Source organism: Prescottella sp. D32, from assembly GCF_037287305.1.
GTDB lineage: Bacteria > Actinomycetota > Actinomycetes > Mycobacteriales > Mycobacteriaceae > Prescottella > Prescottella equi.
The window spans coordinates 143439-157594 of sequence record NZ_JARBSW010000002.1 but is presented as its reverse complement, the minus strand read 5'-3'; the positions used below and the strand labels follow the sequence as shown (position 1 = coordinate 157594).

Below are 14156 nucleotides of genomic sequence, written 5' to 3'. Positions count from 1 at the left end.
CCACGCGAGCCTGGGCCGTGAACAGGGAAAGGCCCCGCCGGAGCCGGCGGGGCCTTCCTGTGCGAGCGGGGTTACGCGACCGCGAACATTCCGACCGTCGGCAGGAAGTTGCACGTGATCGGCGCGGAACCGTCGGGCTCGGTGGTGAGGTCGCCGGAGATCACGGCGAGCACACGACCCGGGCCGGTGTTCGCGATCGCCGACAGCGTCGCCGGTCCGTCCGGGTTGATGCGGGCCTCCGTGGTCAACGGCTGGGTCTCGCGGCGGCCGTTGTCGACGTTGATCCACGACACCGTCATGCCCTGGTTCGGGGCCGCCTTCGCGGTGCCGAGCGCGGTGAAGACGAAGCCGGCCTGGCCGGCGCCGGGGCCCGGAGGCGGCAGGTGCGCGGGACCGGGGACGGCCAGGGCCGTGCCGACGGAATCGCTGGACGGGGCGATGCAGCCCTTGCCCACGGTCGGGTACAGGAACTGCGCGATGACCGGGCCGTCCTGTGGGATCTCCGGTCCGCCGCCACCGCTGCCGTCCAGGAACGTGATGACGCGCTCGAGCGTCGACTTCAGTTCCGGCGGCAGGTTCGCGCCTTCGAGAAGGATGCGGGCCTGGGCGAGCAGGTCGGTCTTGGCGTCGACGTCCTGCATGTCCGCCGGCGCCGCCGCGGCACCCAGGATGGCGGGCGCGAGGGAGGTCAGCGCATCGATGGAGACGCCCTCGGGGAGCCCGGGAGGCGTCGGCTGTGCGGCCGCGTTGGCCGGTACAGCGAGCGCAGCGGCGGCCACGACTGCGCATGCAGTGATTGCTCGTCGCGTTCCTCGGTTACGAATCACGGTTTCCCCATCCTTGTCGTTCAGACGCTTGCTGACAGCGTCGGTCTGCCGCACGGGCGCCCACGGCCTCCGTGGTCGCGGTTTGTTCGTCGCGGGTCACTCTATGGATCGATCCCCCGATGTGTACAGACTGTTCTGCACGTCGCATTCGTGATCCACAACCCTGCGGAGTCTATTCAAGCTGTGATGTAACTGCCATCGCCTGGTGACAATATCTGTGACGTATGCGGAAAATGTGAACCTTGATGCAACTGTTACTGATGAGCAAGGTATTTTCGGCGCATCGGGCCGGGGCGTTAGGCTGACGCCACACCTGGTCCTTCCCGCTCCCGCGCCACACTGGGTGCGTCCTGCCAGCACACACGATCACGGGAGAGCGCCGCCAGTGTCCCAGCTTTCACGTGCCGATCGACGGCCGCGTACGGCCGCGGCCGCGCGCGGACTTCTCCGGTGGGCGCCGCTACTACTCGCCCTCTCGGTGATCCTCCGACTGCTGTGGACCTACCTGACGCCGAACGGTGCGAACTTCGTCGACCTCCACGTCTACGTCGACGGTTCGGCCGCGCTGCTGCGTGGCGACCTGTACGCCTTCACGTACTCCGAGGAGACGCCCGACTTCCCGCTCCCGTTCACGTATCCGCCGTTCGCGGCGCTCGTGTTCCTGCCGCTGCACTACCTGCCGTTCGGGCTGGTCGGGCTTCTCTGGCAGCTCGCCACGGTCGCGGCGCTGTTCTGGGTGATCCGCATCAGTCTGGAACTGCTGCTCGGTGAGGTCGCCCGCGAACGGCACTGGCAGTACGTGGCCGCGGTGTGGACCGCGGTGGGAATCTGGACGGAACCGGTCCGGACCACCCTGGACTACGGGCAGGTCAACGTGTTCCTGGTGCTCGGTGCGATGATCGCCGTCCGCAGCGCCCGGTGGTGGCTGTCCGGTGGCATCGTCGGTGTCCTGGCCGGCATCAAACTGACGCCCGCGGTCACCGGGCTGTACTTCCTGGCGCAGCGTCGTTGGCGGGCCGCGATCTTCTCCGCCGTCGCCTTCTTCGGCACGGTCGCGGTGAGCTACCTCGTGATCGGCGCGCAGGCTCGTGACTACTTCACCTCGAAGTTCGGCGACGCCGACCGGATCGGGCCCGTCGGATCGGCCTGGAACCAGTCGCTGCGTGGCGCGCTGAGCCGCCTGGCCGGTCACGACGTCGAATCGGGGGCGGTGTGGATCGCGGCCGTCGTCGTCTCCGCCGGGCTCGCGTTCTTCGCGTGGCGTGCTCTCGGGCGGGACGACCGACTCGGCACGCTGGTGCTCGTCCAGCTCTTCGGGCTGCTGGTGTCGCCGATCTCCTGGGTCCACCACTGGGTGTGGGTGCTGCCGATGTTGATCTGGCTCGTGCACGGCCCGTACGGGCGGCTGCTGGGATCCCGGATCATCGCGGCCGGCTGGCTCGCCGTGACCGTCGTCGGTGTGCCGTGGCTGCTCAAGCAGATCGAGGACGAGCCCATCTCGCGCCCCGGCGTGCTCGCGTGGGCCGCGACCGTCAACGTCGTCGGGGCGCTGGTGCTGTTCGCATGGGTGGCCTACGCGGGCCGGCGGCACCCCGTCACGCCGACGCCGCCAGATCGTCGATCTGCCGCGCCAACTCCAGATCCGATCCGGTGATCCCGCCCGCAGAGTGGGTGGAGAGCGAGTACGTGACCGTGCGCCATCGGATGTCGATGTCCGGGTGGTGGTTCATCGACTCCGCGGTTTCGGCGACGCGGTCCACCAACGCGATGGCGGCGGGAAAGCTCGCCGACTCGATGGTTCGGGTGAGCGACGCGCCGTCGCGGCGCCAGTGCGGCAGATTCGTGAGGGCGGCATCGATCTCGGTGTCGGACAGCAGCTCGGCCATACCTCATGATGGTGCGATGGCGAGGGGACCGCAATGAGCGCTGGACGCGAGGTCGTCGCAGCCGCGCTGATCCGGGACGGACGCCTGCTGCTCGCACAGCGCACCCGACCGCCGGAGTTGGCCGGTCTGTGGGAACTGCCCGGAGGGAAGGTCGAGCCCGGCGAGGCGCCGAGCGACGCGGTGCGCCGCGAACTGCGCGAGGAACTGGGCGTCGAGGCGACGGCAGGGGAGCGGATCGGCGCCGACGTCCCGCTCCGCGGAGGACTGGTGCTGCGCGCCTACCGGGCCGAACTGGTCAGCGGGACGCCGCAGGCCCTCGAGCATGCGGCACTGCGCTGGGTGGATGCACTCGAACTGCGCGAGATCGCCCTCGTCGGCAACGACCGTGGCTGGCTGCCCGAGTTGGTGGCACTGCTGGGCGAGTGACATCGCCACTCACGCTGCGCGCGCCTTCTTCAGGCCCTTCTTGAGTTCCTTCTTGGTCGCGCCCTCGTTCTCGAGCTTCTTCATCCGCATGATCACCACCGGACACTTGAGGCAGCGCGTCTTCTTCCGGCAGCACTTCTTCTTGGGCTTGAGGCCAGAGACCTTGCTGGCCTTCACCTTTCCCTTGCCCATGTGCGAACCCGGCCTTCCTCCCGAGTGCGGTGCCCGGAGCGTTCCCGCACGAGAGTAAACGTACCCTTATCCGGGCCCGCGGCAACGACGACCCGACGCCGGACGCACCGCCTCGGGAGAGTTCGCAGGACCTCCGACCGTAGTGGTGCAGATCACTATCGCCTGGTCAGGGCCGTCGTAGGAGGGGCGCGGTGCGGAGGGCGGCCGCTCGGGCGGGTAGGGTATTCGCTGGCCGCAGTCCCCCGTCGGTGCACACGTCGCGATTCCTCGTGCGACGTCCGGTGCGTTCCGATACTCGGGGGATCGCGAATGGGAATCACGCATGCGCGTAGCGGCAGCCAGAAGCCGTACGACAGCAACTTCGTGTGGCCCCGTCAGCAGCCAGGAGAACGCCCCGCGTGAGCACCACCAATTTCCGTAACGTCGCCATCGTCGCGCACGTCGACCATGGCAAGACCACCCTCGTCGACGCCATGCTGCGCCAGTCCGGCGCCTTCGCCGAGCGCGCCGAGCTGGTCGACCGCGTCATGGACTCCGGTGACCTCGAACGCGAGAAGGGCATCACCATCCTCGCGAAGAACACCGCCGTCCACCGTCACAACCCGGACGGCACCGTCACCGTCATCAACGTCATCGACACCCCGGGCCACGCCGACTTCGGTGGCGAGGTCGAGCGCGGTCTGTCGATGGTCGACGGCGTCGTGCTGCTCGTCGACGCGTCCGAGGGTCCGCTGCCGCAGACCCGCTTCGTGCTGCGCAAGGCGCTCGCCGCGTCGCTGCCGGTCATCATCGTCGTGAACAAGACGGACCGACCCGACGCGCGCATCGAAGAGGTCGTCACCGAGGCCCAGGACCTGCTCCTGGACCTGGCGTCCGATCTCGACGACGAGGCCGCCGCCGCCGCGGAGGCGCTGCTGGACCTGCCGGTCCTGTACGCGTCGGGCCGCGAGGGCAAGGCGTCGATGAACCGTCCCGAGGACGGACAGGCGCCCGACACCGAGAACCTCGACGTGCTGTTCGACGTCCTCATGGAGCACGTGCCGGCGCCCAAGGGTGATTCCGCCGCGCCGCTGCAGGCCCACGTCACCAACCTCGACGCCTCCGACTTCCTCGGTCGCCTCGCGCTGGTCCGCATCCACAACGGCGAGCTCCGCAAGGGGCAGAACGTCGCGTGGATGCACGCCGACGGCGTCAAGAACGTCAAGATCACCGAGTTGCTGAAGACCGTCGGCGTCAACCGTGAGCCCGGCGAGGTCGCCGTGGCCGGTGACATCGTCGCCGTCGCGGGTATCCCCGAGATCATGATCGGCGACACCCTCGCCGACATCGAGAACCCGGTGGCTCTGCCGACGATCACCGTCGACGAGCCGGCCATCTCCGTGGTCATCGGTACCAACACGTCGCCGCTGGTGGGTCGCGTCAAGGGCCACAAGCTGACCGCCCGCATGGTCAAGTCCCGTCTGGACTCCGAGCTGATCGGCAACGTGTCGCTGCGCGTGCTCGACATCGGACGCCCCGACGCGTGGGAGGTCCAGGGCCGTGGCGAGCTGGCACTGGCCATCCTCGTCGAGCAGATGCGCCGCGAGGGCTTCGAGCTCACGGTCGGCAAGCCGCAGGTCGTCACCAAGCATGTCGACGGCAAGCTGCACGAGCCCTTCGAGGAGCTCACGATCGACACCCCCGAGGAGCACTTGGGCGCGATCACCCAGCTGCTGGCCAACCGCAAGGGCAAGATGGTCCAGATGACGAACCACGGCACCGGCTGGGTTCGGATGGAGTTCATCGTTCCGTCGCGTGGCCTCATCGGTTTCCGCACCGACTTCCTCACCGAGACCCGCGGCACCGGCATCGCCAACGCCGTCTCGCACGGCTACGCCCCGTGGGCCGGCGAGATCCGCGCCCGCCACACCGGCTCGCTGGTCTCGGACCGCACCGGCTCGGTGACCCCGTTCGCGATGATCCAGCTGGCGGACCGCGGCACCTTCTTCGTCGAGCCCGGCTCGGACACGTACGAGGGCATGGTCGTGGGTATCAACCCGCGCGCCGAGGATCTCGACATCAATGTCACCAAGGAGAAGAAGCTCACCAACATGCGCTCGGCGACGGCCGACGCGACGGAGACGCTCGCGAAGCCGATCGAGCTGACCCTCGAGGCGGCGATGGAGTTCTGTGCCGCCGACGAGTGTGTCGAGGTCACTCCCGAGGTCGTGCGTGTGCGCAAGCTGCATCTGTCGCAGACCGATCGCGCTCGCGAGCGTTCGCGCGCGAAGTCGCGTGACAAGGCCGCGCTGTAAGTGTGTGACGCGTTCCGTGCGCGTTGTGCGAGGCTGAGTGCTCGCGCAACGCGCACGGGCGGGTGTGCCGCTCGCGGACGGGAGGGCCGGTAGTGGCGCACGTACGGCACGGGATGTTCCGTGCATTGGTTCCGAGGACCCTGGCTGCGGTGTCGCTGCTGGCGCTGGCGGCCTGTACCGCCAACCCGCCGCCGCCGGTCGAGAGCACCGACAGCCCCAAGCCGACGACTGCGGTTCCCACCAAGAACACCGTTGCCGTCGCGATCGACGACGTGGGCATCGGGTTCAATCCGCATCTCCTCGCGGACCAGTCACCCGTCAACTCGGCGGTGAGCGCGCTGGTGCTGCCCAGTCCGTTCCGTCCCGCGCTCGATCCGGCGCGCCCCGGCGTGACGCTGTGGGTGCCCGATCCGTCCGTGCTGGTGTCGGCGACCGCGGTGCCGCCGGAGGCTCCGACGACCATCACCTACCAGTTGCGAAACGAGGCCCAGTGGTCGGACGGTGCTCCGATCGCGGCCGAGGACTTCCGCTACCTGTGGCAGCAGATGATCACCCAGCCGGGCGTCGTGGATCCCGCGGGCTACGGTCTGATCGACGACGTCGAGTCGTCCGGGGGCGGCAAGACCGTCACCGTGACTCTCACCGCCCCGTATCCGGCGTGGCGCGAGCTCTTCACCGACCTGCTGCCGTCGCATCTGGTCAAGGACACGCCGGGCGGCTTCGCCCGCGGGCTCGGTGACAGCATTCCGGTCTCGGGGGCGCAGTTCCACATCAAGTCGGTCGATCGCGGCCGCGACGAGATCGTGCTCGAGCGTAACGACCGGTTCTGGGGCACCCCCGCCAAGGCGGATCAGATCCTGATGCGCCGCGGTGGCTCCCCGGCCCAGCTCGCGGACTCGATCCGGTCGGGCGACGCCCAGGTGGCCCGCGTGCACGGCGGTGCCGCCACACTGGGGCAGCTGTCGGTCATTCCCAGCGTGCGCACCGGCACCGAACTGCAGCCACGGGTGCTGTCGGTGACTCTCAACGGCCGGGTGTCCACGCTGGCCGAGCCCACGGTCCGCAAGGGACTGTTCGGACTTCTCGATCCCAACCTGCTGGCCACGGTGGGGGCGGGCAGCGAATCGTCCGCCACCCCCGCGCGCGCACAGGTGCTGGCTCCGTCCGACCCGGGGTATGCGCCGACGGCGCCACCGCCGCCGACGCGGGAGCAGGCCTTCGGGGCGCTTGCCGGTGCCGGCTTCCAGGTCGTCCCGACGCTCGCCGAGGGCAACGATCCGGAGACCGTCACCGTCGGACGTCTGGTGCGGGACAACGAGCAGTTGACCCTCGTACTGGGTGCGCCGGAGAACGACGACATCGCGATCGCCGTCGCCAACACTGTCGCCGACCAGTGGCGGGGGGCGGGTATCGCGGCCTCGGTGCGTGCGCTCAAGGCCGAGGACCTGTACGGCGAGGCACTCACGTCGGGCACGGTCGACGCCGTCGTCGGTTGGGAACGCGCCGGGTCGGACCCGGCGACGTCGCTGGCGTCCCGCTTCGGCTGCCTGCCGCTGGACACGTCGGAGTCGGCACCGGACACGACGCCGCAGACGACGTCTCCGGCACCCACGTCCGCGGCCACGCCGGCGCCGTCGGTGCGCTCTCCCAGCAACCTGTCCGGTCTGTGCGATCCCGTCTTGCAGCCCGGGATCGACGCGGCCCTGCGTGGCCTCGACGACCCGGCGCGCGTCATCGCCGACGCCGAGCCCCGGTTGTGGGAGTTGGCGGCCGTCCTGCCGGTCCTCCAGGACAACGCGATCGTGGTCGCCGGTCCAGGTGTGGAGGGCGTGTCGCTGGCGGGTCCGATCCCGGTGGGCATCTTCGGCGACGCCGGAGTGTGGACCCGCACGACGAAGTGAGTGAGATGAACGCCCGACGCATCCTGTTCGTGCACGCCCATCCCGACGACGAGACGCTCACGACGGGTGGCACCATCGCGCGGTACGCCTCCGACGGCGCCGACGTGACGGTGCTGACCTGCACTCTCGGCGAGGAGGGCGAGGTCATCGGGGACCGGTGGGCCGGCCTGGTCGCGGGCGCGGCGGATCAGCTGGGCGGCTACCGGATCATGGAGCTGACCGGCGCGCTGCAGGCGCTGGGCGTGTCCCGGCCGCGCTTCCTCGGCGGTGCGGGTCGCTGGCGGGATTCCGGGATGGTGGGCACGCCGTCGGCTCGTAATCCGCGCGCGTTCGTCAACGCCGACATCGACGAGGCGATCGCCGCGATCGTCGCGGTGATCCGGGAGCTACGCCCGCACGTGGTGGTCACCTACGATCCGGTCGGGGGCTACGGGCACCCCGATCACATTCAGGCGCACCGGCTCACGACGGCCGCCGTCGAGGCTGCCGGGACCGACGCCTTCCCGGACTGCGGGCAACCCTGGAATGTCGCGAAGTTCTACTGGACGGTCACCGAGCGGTCCACGCTCGAGGCGGGAATCACCGCGATCACCGACGTGCCGCACGGTTGGCGGATGCCGACGCCGGACGAACTCCCGACGGTGCCGGACGCGTCCGTGACCGCCGCCGTGGACGTCCGGCCGGTGCTGGACGCCAAACGCGCCGCGTTCCGGGCACACGCGACGCAGGTGACCGTCGCTCCGTCGGGGACCGAGTTCGCGCTGTCGAACGACGTGATCCAGCCGATCCTCGCCGTCGAGCACTACACCCTGGTCCGGGGTGAGCCCGGGCCCGTCGAATCGGACGGACGGGAGAAGGATCTGTTCGGCGGGATCGGCTGACGATTCCCCGTAAGCTGTGACCCAGGCCACGTTCGTGGGGGTCCGTGCGTCGGCACCAGCCTCTGTCGAACGGGAGGTCGCTGCGGATGTACAACTGGGAACTCCAGAATGCGATCACGGCTTTCGTGGACAGCCTGCGGCCGATGGCGCCGTACTTCCACGACCTCTACATCGGATCACTGCACGCGTTCGCACACCAGATGAGCGACTTACTGACGGCGATGGGCTATCCGCCGGTCCCGTGACCGGACCCCGCCGTCGCCGCGTCGGCGCCGATGACGGACCCTTGAAGTCATGACCGACCCGAGCATCGCCGTCGACCCGCCCGCGTCGCCCGCCGAGGCGCGCACGACACTCGCCCTGCTCACATTCGACGGCTTCCTCTGCGCGGTGCTGTCGGTGCTGTTCCTGCCGGCGTACATCGGGACGACGCCGTTCCCGATCACGGTGTTGATTTCCGCGGTGGTCAACCTGTTGCTGGTACTGGGCGCCCGCAAGTTCACCGATCGTGCTCTCGTGGCCGCGCTGCCGCTGTTCGGGTGGCTCTTCGGCTTCGGTCTGTGCGCGATCGGCGGTCCGGGCGGCGACGTGCTGGTGTTCGAGGACTGGCGCACCCTGCTGCTGTTCGTCGCGGCATTGCTTCCGGCGGGCCTGTACCTGTTCCAGGTCCGGCTCTCGTCGCTCGTGGCGGCGGCTCAGCGCTGAACGCGTAGCCAGATGCCGCCCGCGCCGGGCGTCACGGCGTCCACGAGCGCCCAGGCCTGCTCGGCCGGGAGGTCGTGCACGACGTAGCGGCCGGTGCCGGCCGGGGTCGCGGCGATCACGGTGGCGACTCCGGCGCGCCGCTGGAAGAACGTCTGCCGCACCGTCCAGCCGATGATGCCCTCTGCTGCCAGGCTGTCGCGTCGGCGGTCGAGAGAGCCGCTGCGGGTGACCAGCCAGCCGGGCAGGACGGCATGACCGAGCCCGCGGTAGCGGTCCCGGGCGAGGCCGGCACCGGCGACGGCGAGGACCACGACGCCTGCCCACACGGGCCACGGAACGTCGCGTCCGGCGACCGCGACGCCCGCCGCGGCGAGGGCGGCCACGACAGCGGGCCACAGCGCACGGGTGTAGCGCCGTCGCCGTGCGGCCGGGCCGTGCAATGCCAACGGTGTCTCGGCCTGGCGGTCGTCGCCGAGCACGGTCGCCATCACACGCATCGCCTCGGCGCGCGGACTCTGCGGCAGCAGCAGCGACGACTCGCGGTGCTCGGCGGAAACACCGGTCATGATCGCGTCGAGCGAGGCGCCGCCCGCCAGCCGCAGCAGCAGCGGCTCCTTGAGCGTCGTGCCGCGCAGGCGCTGCCGGTCGAGGGTGGTCTGCCGGGTCCGCAGCAGACCGTGGCTCACGTGCAGTGTGCGGCCGGTGTCGGTGACGGTCATGCGGCCGTAGACGACGAGGTAGCGGACGCACGCGAGAACGCTCGCGGCGAGGAACAGCCCGACGAAGGCGAGGAAGCCGAGGACTGCGAGGACGAGTGCGCCGGCCTGCTGCGCGGAGTCGACGCCCTCCTCGAATGCGGGCGACCGCGCGATGCTGTCCACCAGGCCGTACTGGAAGACGATGCCCACCAGCGCGCCGATCGCGACAAGTCCGGTGACGGAGAACGGGGCGTACCGCACCCAGGCAGGGGTCCAGTGGCCGATCTCGGCACCCTCCCGGTCGGGGGCGCTGTCCGCGTCGGGTCGGTCGGGGTGCTGCCCGTGACCCGACAGCAACGCGGCTCGCAGATCCGGAACGAGTGAGACGTCGAGTGCGTCGAGTTCGAACTTCTCCTCGTCGCGTCCGCTGTGGCGTCCGGTGCCGATCCGCAGCACGGCCAGCCCGAGCAGTCGATGCAACACGCGGGCCTCGACGTCGACGGACCGGATCCGGTTGCGGGGGACCGACAGCACCTTCTTCTGGAAGACGCCGCGACGCAACTGCACGTGTACCGGGCCGATCCTGTAGGTGGTGGTGACCCAGCGCAGGACGCCGTACGCGACGAGCGCGGCGACCACGATCAGGCCCCAGTAGTGATTGCCGCTGCTGCTGCCGACGATCCACGAGACCGCGATCACCGGGAGCAGTTTGACGACCTCGTTGACGGGGTGGACGAGCAGCATCCGCTTGTCGAGGCGCAGCCACGGTTGCTCGTCCTCGGCGGCGAGGGCGGCCTCGCCGGTCCTCTCGGCCGGCACGCTCACGTCGCGTCCCCGGCATTGCGGGCGGTGATCGCGGTCAGTTGCTCGACGGTGCGGTCGGCGACGTCGAGGTCCAGAGCGGTGATCTTGACCGCCCCGGCGGACGACGCCGTGGTGACGGTGACGGTCGCCAGACCGAACAGACGGTCGAGTGGTCCCCGTTCGGTGTCGACGGTCTGGATGCGGGTGATCGGTGCGATGCGCCGTTCCTGATCGAACCAGCCGGTGCGGGTGTAGACCGCGTCGTCGCTGATCTCCCAGCGGTGTACCCGGTACCGCCACCGCGGCACGACCACGATGTCCGCGACCGCGACCGCGAGCGTCACCGCGAACACCGTCACGTGCGGCCACGTCGTCCAGCGCCCGTCGAGCACCGCCCACACGACCTGCGCCGCGAACACCGGGAGCCAGACGAGGGTCGCGGTGGTGGCCCACAGCGCGGGGGCCTTCGTGCTCGGTCGCCATGCCGGGTCGGCCATGGTCACCGTACGCGGGGAACGGGTCGGGTCGGAAGGAACGCTCACGACCTCATCCTGCCCGAGCCGGGACGATGCGTCCTATGGTGGAGGTGGCCGCACAGGGCGTGCGGTGCCTGTCGAGACGGGAGGTGGTCGTGATGGTTCGGACCGACGCAGAGAACAACGACGCGGGGGCCGTGGACGTTCCGGAGGCCGATCTCGTCGAACAGTTGACTCCGGCCGAGTCGGACGACGAACACGAGGAGTCGACGCCGCCGCCGACACCCCTCGAAGTGAATCCGGCGGACGCCGCGGAGCAGCGGCGGAGCGTTCCGTTGGACGAGGACTATCCCCGCGGTTAGACGGGTGGTGTGAGACCCACGGTGGCAGCGAGACCGGTCGGTGGCGCATGATCGTCGGGTGAGTCACTCGAGCGATGACACCGACCGGTCCACGATTCTGCCGATCCCGTCGGTTCCCACCGAGGGCCCGTCCGCGAGTGCGATGCGGCGAGTCCTGCGCCGGGCCCGGGACGGCGCGACGCTCAACGTCGACGAGGCCACCACGCTGCTGCACGCGCGTGGCGCCGACCTCGAGGATCTGTGCGCGTCTGCCGCGAAGGTGCGCGACGCGGGCCTGCTCGCTGCGGGACGGCCGAATACGGTGTCGTACTCGCGCAAGGTGTTCGTCCCGATCACGCGCCTGTGCCGCGACAAGTGCCACTACTGCACGTTCGTGACGGTCCCCGGCAAGCTGCGGGCGGCCGGGCACGGCATGTACCTGGAGCCCGACGAGATTCTCGAGATCGCCCGCCAGGGCGCCGAATTGGGTTGCAAGGAGGCACTGTTCACCCTCGGTGACCGGCCTGAGGACCGCTGGCCGGAGGCGAAGCAATGGCTCGACGAGCGTGGCTACGACTCCACTCTCGACTACGTGCGGGCCATGTCGATCCGGGTTCTCGAGGAGACCGGACTGCTGCCGCACCTCAACCCGGGCGTCATGAGCTGGGAGGAGATCTCGCGGCTCAAGCCGGTGGCGCCGTCGATGGGCATGATGCTCGAGACGACGTCGACCCGACTGTTCACGGACAAGGGCGAGTGCCATTACGGCAGCCCCGACAAGGATCCCGAGGTGCGGCTGCGCACGCTCACCGACGCGGGACGACTGTCGGTGCCATTCACGACCGGCATCCTCGTCGGTATCGGCGAGACGCTCGCCGAGCGCGCCGAGTCGATCATGGCGATCCGCAAGCTGCACAAGGCCTTCGGGCACGTGCAGGAAGTGATCGTGCAGAACTTCCTGGCCAAGCCGGACACCGCTATGCGGGACGCCCCCGACGCGAACCTCGAGGAGTTCCTGGCCACCATCGCGGTCGCGCGCCTGCTGTTGGGGCCGGGGATGCGGATCCAGTCGCCCCCGAACCTGGTATCCGAGGCGGAATGCCTGGCGTTGATCGGCGCGGGTGTCGACGACTGGGGCGGGGTGTCGCCGCTCACCCCCGATCACGTGAATCCCGAACGGCCGTGGCCGAATCTGGACTCGCTCGCCGCGATCACCGCGCAGGCCGGGTACACGCTGGTCGAGCGGACCGCGGCGCAGCCGCAGTACGTGCTGGCCGGGCATCCGTGGATCGATCCGCGGATCGGGGCGCACGTGCGCGCTGTGGCCGACCCGGTGACCGGCCTCGCCCGGGCCGACGTGAAGCCGGCGGGTTTGCCGTGGCAGGAACCGGACGAGGAGTGGGTGTCGTCCGGCCGCGTGGACCTCAACACCGAGATCGACACCGACGGCCGCAACACCGAGACCCGATCGGACCTCGGTAGCGCGTTCGGCGACTGGGAGACCGTGCGCGAGCAGGTTCTCGAACTGGGTCGCGCCGCGCCGGCCCGCGTGGACACCGACGTGCTGTCCGCGTTGCGCAGCGCCGAACGCGATCCGGCGACGCTGTCCGACGACGAGTACCTCGCACTCGCGACGGCCGACGGGGACGGCCTCGAGGCCGTCGTCGCGCTCGCCGACGCGCTGCGCAAGGACGCCGTCGGCGACGACGTCACCTACGTCGTCAACCGGAACATCAACTTCACCAACATCTGCTACACCGGCTGCCGGTTCTGCGCGTTCGCGCAGCGCAAGGGCGACGCGGACGCGTTCACGCTATCGGCCGAGGAAGTCGCGGACCGGGCGTGGGAGGCGCACGTCGCGGGCGCGACCGAGGTCTGCATGCAGGGCGGCATCGACCCCGAGCTGCCGGTCACCGGGTACGCGGACCTGGTGCGGGCGGTCAAGCGCCGGGTGCCGTCGATGCACGTGCACGCGTTCAGCCCGATGGAGATCGTGAACGGCGCCTCCCGCGGCGGTCAGAGCGTCCGCGACTGGCTCACCGAGCTGCGTGCGGCCGGCCTCGACACCATCCCGGGCACCGCCGCGGAGATCCTCGACGACGAGGTCCGCTGGGTCCTCACCAAGGGCAAGCTGCCCGCGTCGGCGTGGATCGACGTCGTCACCACCGCGCACGAGGTGGGACTGCGGTCGAGTTCGACGATGATGTACGGCCACGTGGACAGTCCCCGGCACTGGGTCGGACATCTGAACGTCATCCGCGGAATCCAGGACCGCACGGGCGGATTCACCGAATTCGTGTTGCTGCCGTTCGTGCACCAGAGCGCACCGCTGTACCTGGCCGGCGCGTCCCGCCCGGGGCCGACGCAGCGCGACAACCGGGCGGCCCACGCGCTGGCGCGGATCATGCTGCACGGCCGGATCGCCAACATCCAGACCAGCTGGGTCAAGCTCGGCGTCGCGGGCACGCAGGCCATGCTCCAGGGCGGTGCCAACGACCTCGGCGGAACGTTGATGGAGGAGACCATCTCGCGGATGGCCGGATCGCAGCACGGTTCGGAGAAGACGGTCGAGGAGCTGCGGGCCATCGCCGAGGGCATCGGTCGTCCGGCGCACGAACGACTGACGAACTACAGCCGCCGGGAGGGTGCACCCATTCCGGTGCGGTGAGTTCGCTGTTTCGGAAGGTTCGCGCCGGGGCACCCGTGGTCGAGAGGCCGAAGGGAG

General features: G+C 69.8%; 14 protein-coding genes. 9 read left to right on the top strand and 5 right to left on the bottom strand.

Going from position 1 to position 14156, the window contains the following annotated elements; all coding sequences use genetic code 11:
- Positions 1-71 precede the first annotated feature (71 nt).
- Positions 72-827 (bottom strand): Rv1157c family protein, encoded by a 756-nt coding sequence (locus PSS76_RS10270; protein ID WP_041674609.1) that lies wholly within the window; start codon positions 825-827, stop codon positions 72-74.
- Positions 828-1212: 385 nt separating this feature from the next.
- Here PSS76_RS10270 and PSS76_RS10265 point away from each other — a divergent pair, with 385 nt between their 5' ends.
- Complete coding sequence (locus PSS76_RS10265; RefSeq protein ID WP_013415368.1) at positions 1213-2481, top strand: mannosyltransferase; 1269 nt, start codon at positions 1213-1215, stop codon at positions 2479-2481.
- Here the strand turns inward: PSS76_RS10265 and PSS76_RS10260 are convergent.
- On the bottom strand, positions 2423-2713 hold the full coding sequence (locus tag PSS76_RS10260; protein ID WP_005514511.1) for a 4a-hydroxytetrahydrobiopterin dehydratase: 291 nt from the start codon (positions 2711-2713) through the stop codon (positions 2423-2425). The two genes, PSS76_RS10265 and PSS76_RS10260, sit on opposite strands and share 59 nt — an antisense overlap.
- A 33-nt stretch (positions 2714-2746) precedes the next feature.
- Between PSS76_RS10260 and PSS76_RS10255 the strand changes: the two genes are divergently transcribed.
- The gene (locus PSS76_RS10255) at positions 2747-3139 is read left to right on the top strand and encodes a (deoxy)nucleoside triphosphate pyrophosphohydrolase (RefSeq protein ID WP_013415369.1); all 393 of its coding nucleotides are present in this window, start codon (positions 2747-2749) and stop codon (positions 3137-3139) included.
- 9 nt (positions 3140-3148) lie between these two features.
- On the opposite strand, the gene PSS76_RS10250 is transcribed toward PSS76_RS10255, so the two are convergent.
- Complete coding sequence (locus tag PSS76_RS10250) at positions 3149-3331, bottom strand: hypothetical protein (protein ID WP_005514508.1); 183 nt, start codon at positions 3329-3331, stop codon at positions 3149-3151.
- A gap of 398 nt (positions 3332-3729) precedes the next feature.
- On the opposite strand from PSS76_RS10250, the gene typA reads away from it, so the two are divergent.
- From typA to PSS76_RS10225, 5 genes are all read left to right on the top strand, one after another.
- Positions 3730-5625 carry a translational GTPase TypA gene (gene typA / locus PSS76_RS10245; RefSeq protein ID WP_005514506.1) on the top strand — a complete coding sequence of 632 codons (1896 nt, stop codon included), beginning with the start codon at positions 3730-3732 and terminating at the stop codon, positions 5623-5625.
- Between the two features lie 113 nt (positions 5626-5738).
- On the top strand, positions 5739-7526 hold the full coding sequence (locus PSS76_RS10240; protein ID WP_175271444.1) for an ABC transporter family substrate-binding protein: 1788 nt from the start codon (positions 5739-5741) through the stop codon (positions 7524-7526).
- A gap of 5 nt (positions 7527-7531) precedes the next feature.
- Positions 7532-8407 (top strand): N-acetyl-1-D-myo-inositol-2-amino-2-deoxy-alpha-D-glucopyranoside deacetylase, encoded by an 876-nt coding sequence (mshB, locus tag PSS76_RS10235; RefSeq protein ID WP_013415371.1) that lies wholly within the window; start codon positions 7532-7534, stop codon positions 8405-8407.
- Between the two features lie 86 nt (positions 8408-8493).
- Positions 8494-8652: a hypothetical protein gene (locus PSS76_RS10230; RefSeq protein WP_005514503.1), complete on the top strand. Its 159-nt coding sequence runs from the start codon at positions 8494-8496 to the stop codon at positions 8650-8652.
- A gap of 49 nt (positions 8653-8701) precedes the next feature.
- Positions 8702-9112, top strand: coding sequence for a hypothetical protein (locus tag PSS76_RS10225; protein ID WP_013415372.1), 411 nt, complete (start codon positions 8702-8704; stop codon positions 9110-9112).
- On the opposite strand, the gene PSS76_RS10220 is transcribed toward PSS76_RS10225, so the two are convergent.
- Positions 9103-10635, bottom strand: coding sequence for a PH domain-containing protein (locus PSS76_RS10220; RefSeq protein ID WP_013415373.1), 1533 nt, complete (start codon positions 10633-10635; stop codon positions 9103-9105). The genes PSS76_RS10225 and PSS76_RS10220 overlap by 10 nt on opposite strands.
- Positions 10632-11111 (bottom strand): PH domain-containing protein, encoded by a 480-nt coding sequence (locus tag PSS76_RS10215; RefSeq protein WP_005514500.1) that lies wholly within the window; start codon positions 11109-11111, stop codon positions 10632-10634. Before PSS76_RS10215 ends, PSS76_RS10220 begins: the two co-directional genes overlap by 4 nt.
- A gap of 137 nt (positions 11112-11248) precedes the next feature.
- Here PSS76_RS10215 and PSS76_RS10210 point away from each other — a divergent pair, with 137 nt between their 5' ends.
- Both PSS76_RS10210 and PSS76_RS10205 read left to right on the top strand, forming a co-directional pair.
- Complete coding sequence (locus PSS76_RS10210) at positions 11249-11452, top strand: Rv3202a family protein (RefSeq protein WP_037085488.1); 204 nt, start codon at positions 11249-11251, stop codon at positions 11450-11452.
- Positions 11453-11492: 40 nt separating this feature from the next.
- A complete protein-coding gene (locus PSS76_RS10205; RefSeq protein WP_064076031.1) occupies positions 11493-14099 on the top strand; it encodes a bifunctional FO biosynthesis protein CofGH in 2607 nt (868 codons plus the stop codon).
- Positions 14100-14156: the final 57 nt, after the last annotated feature.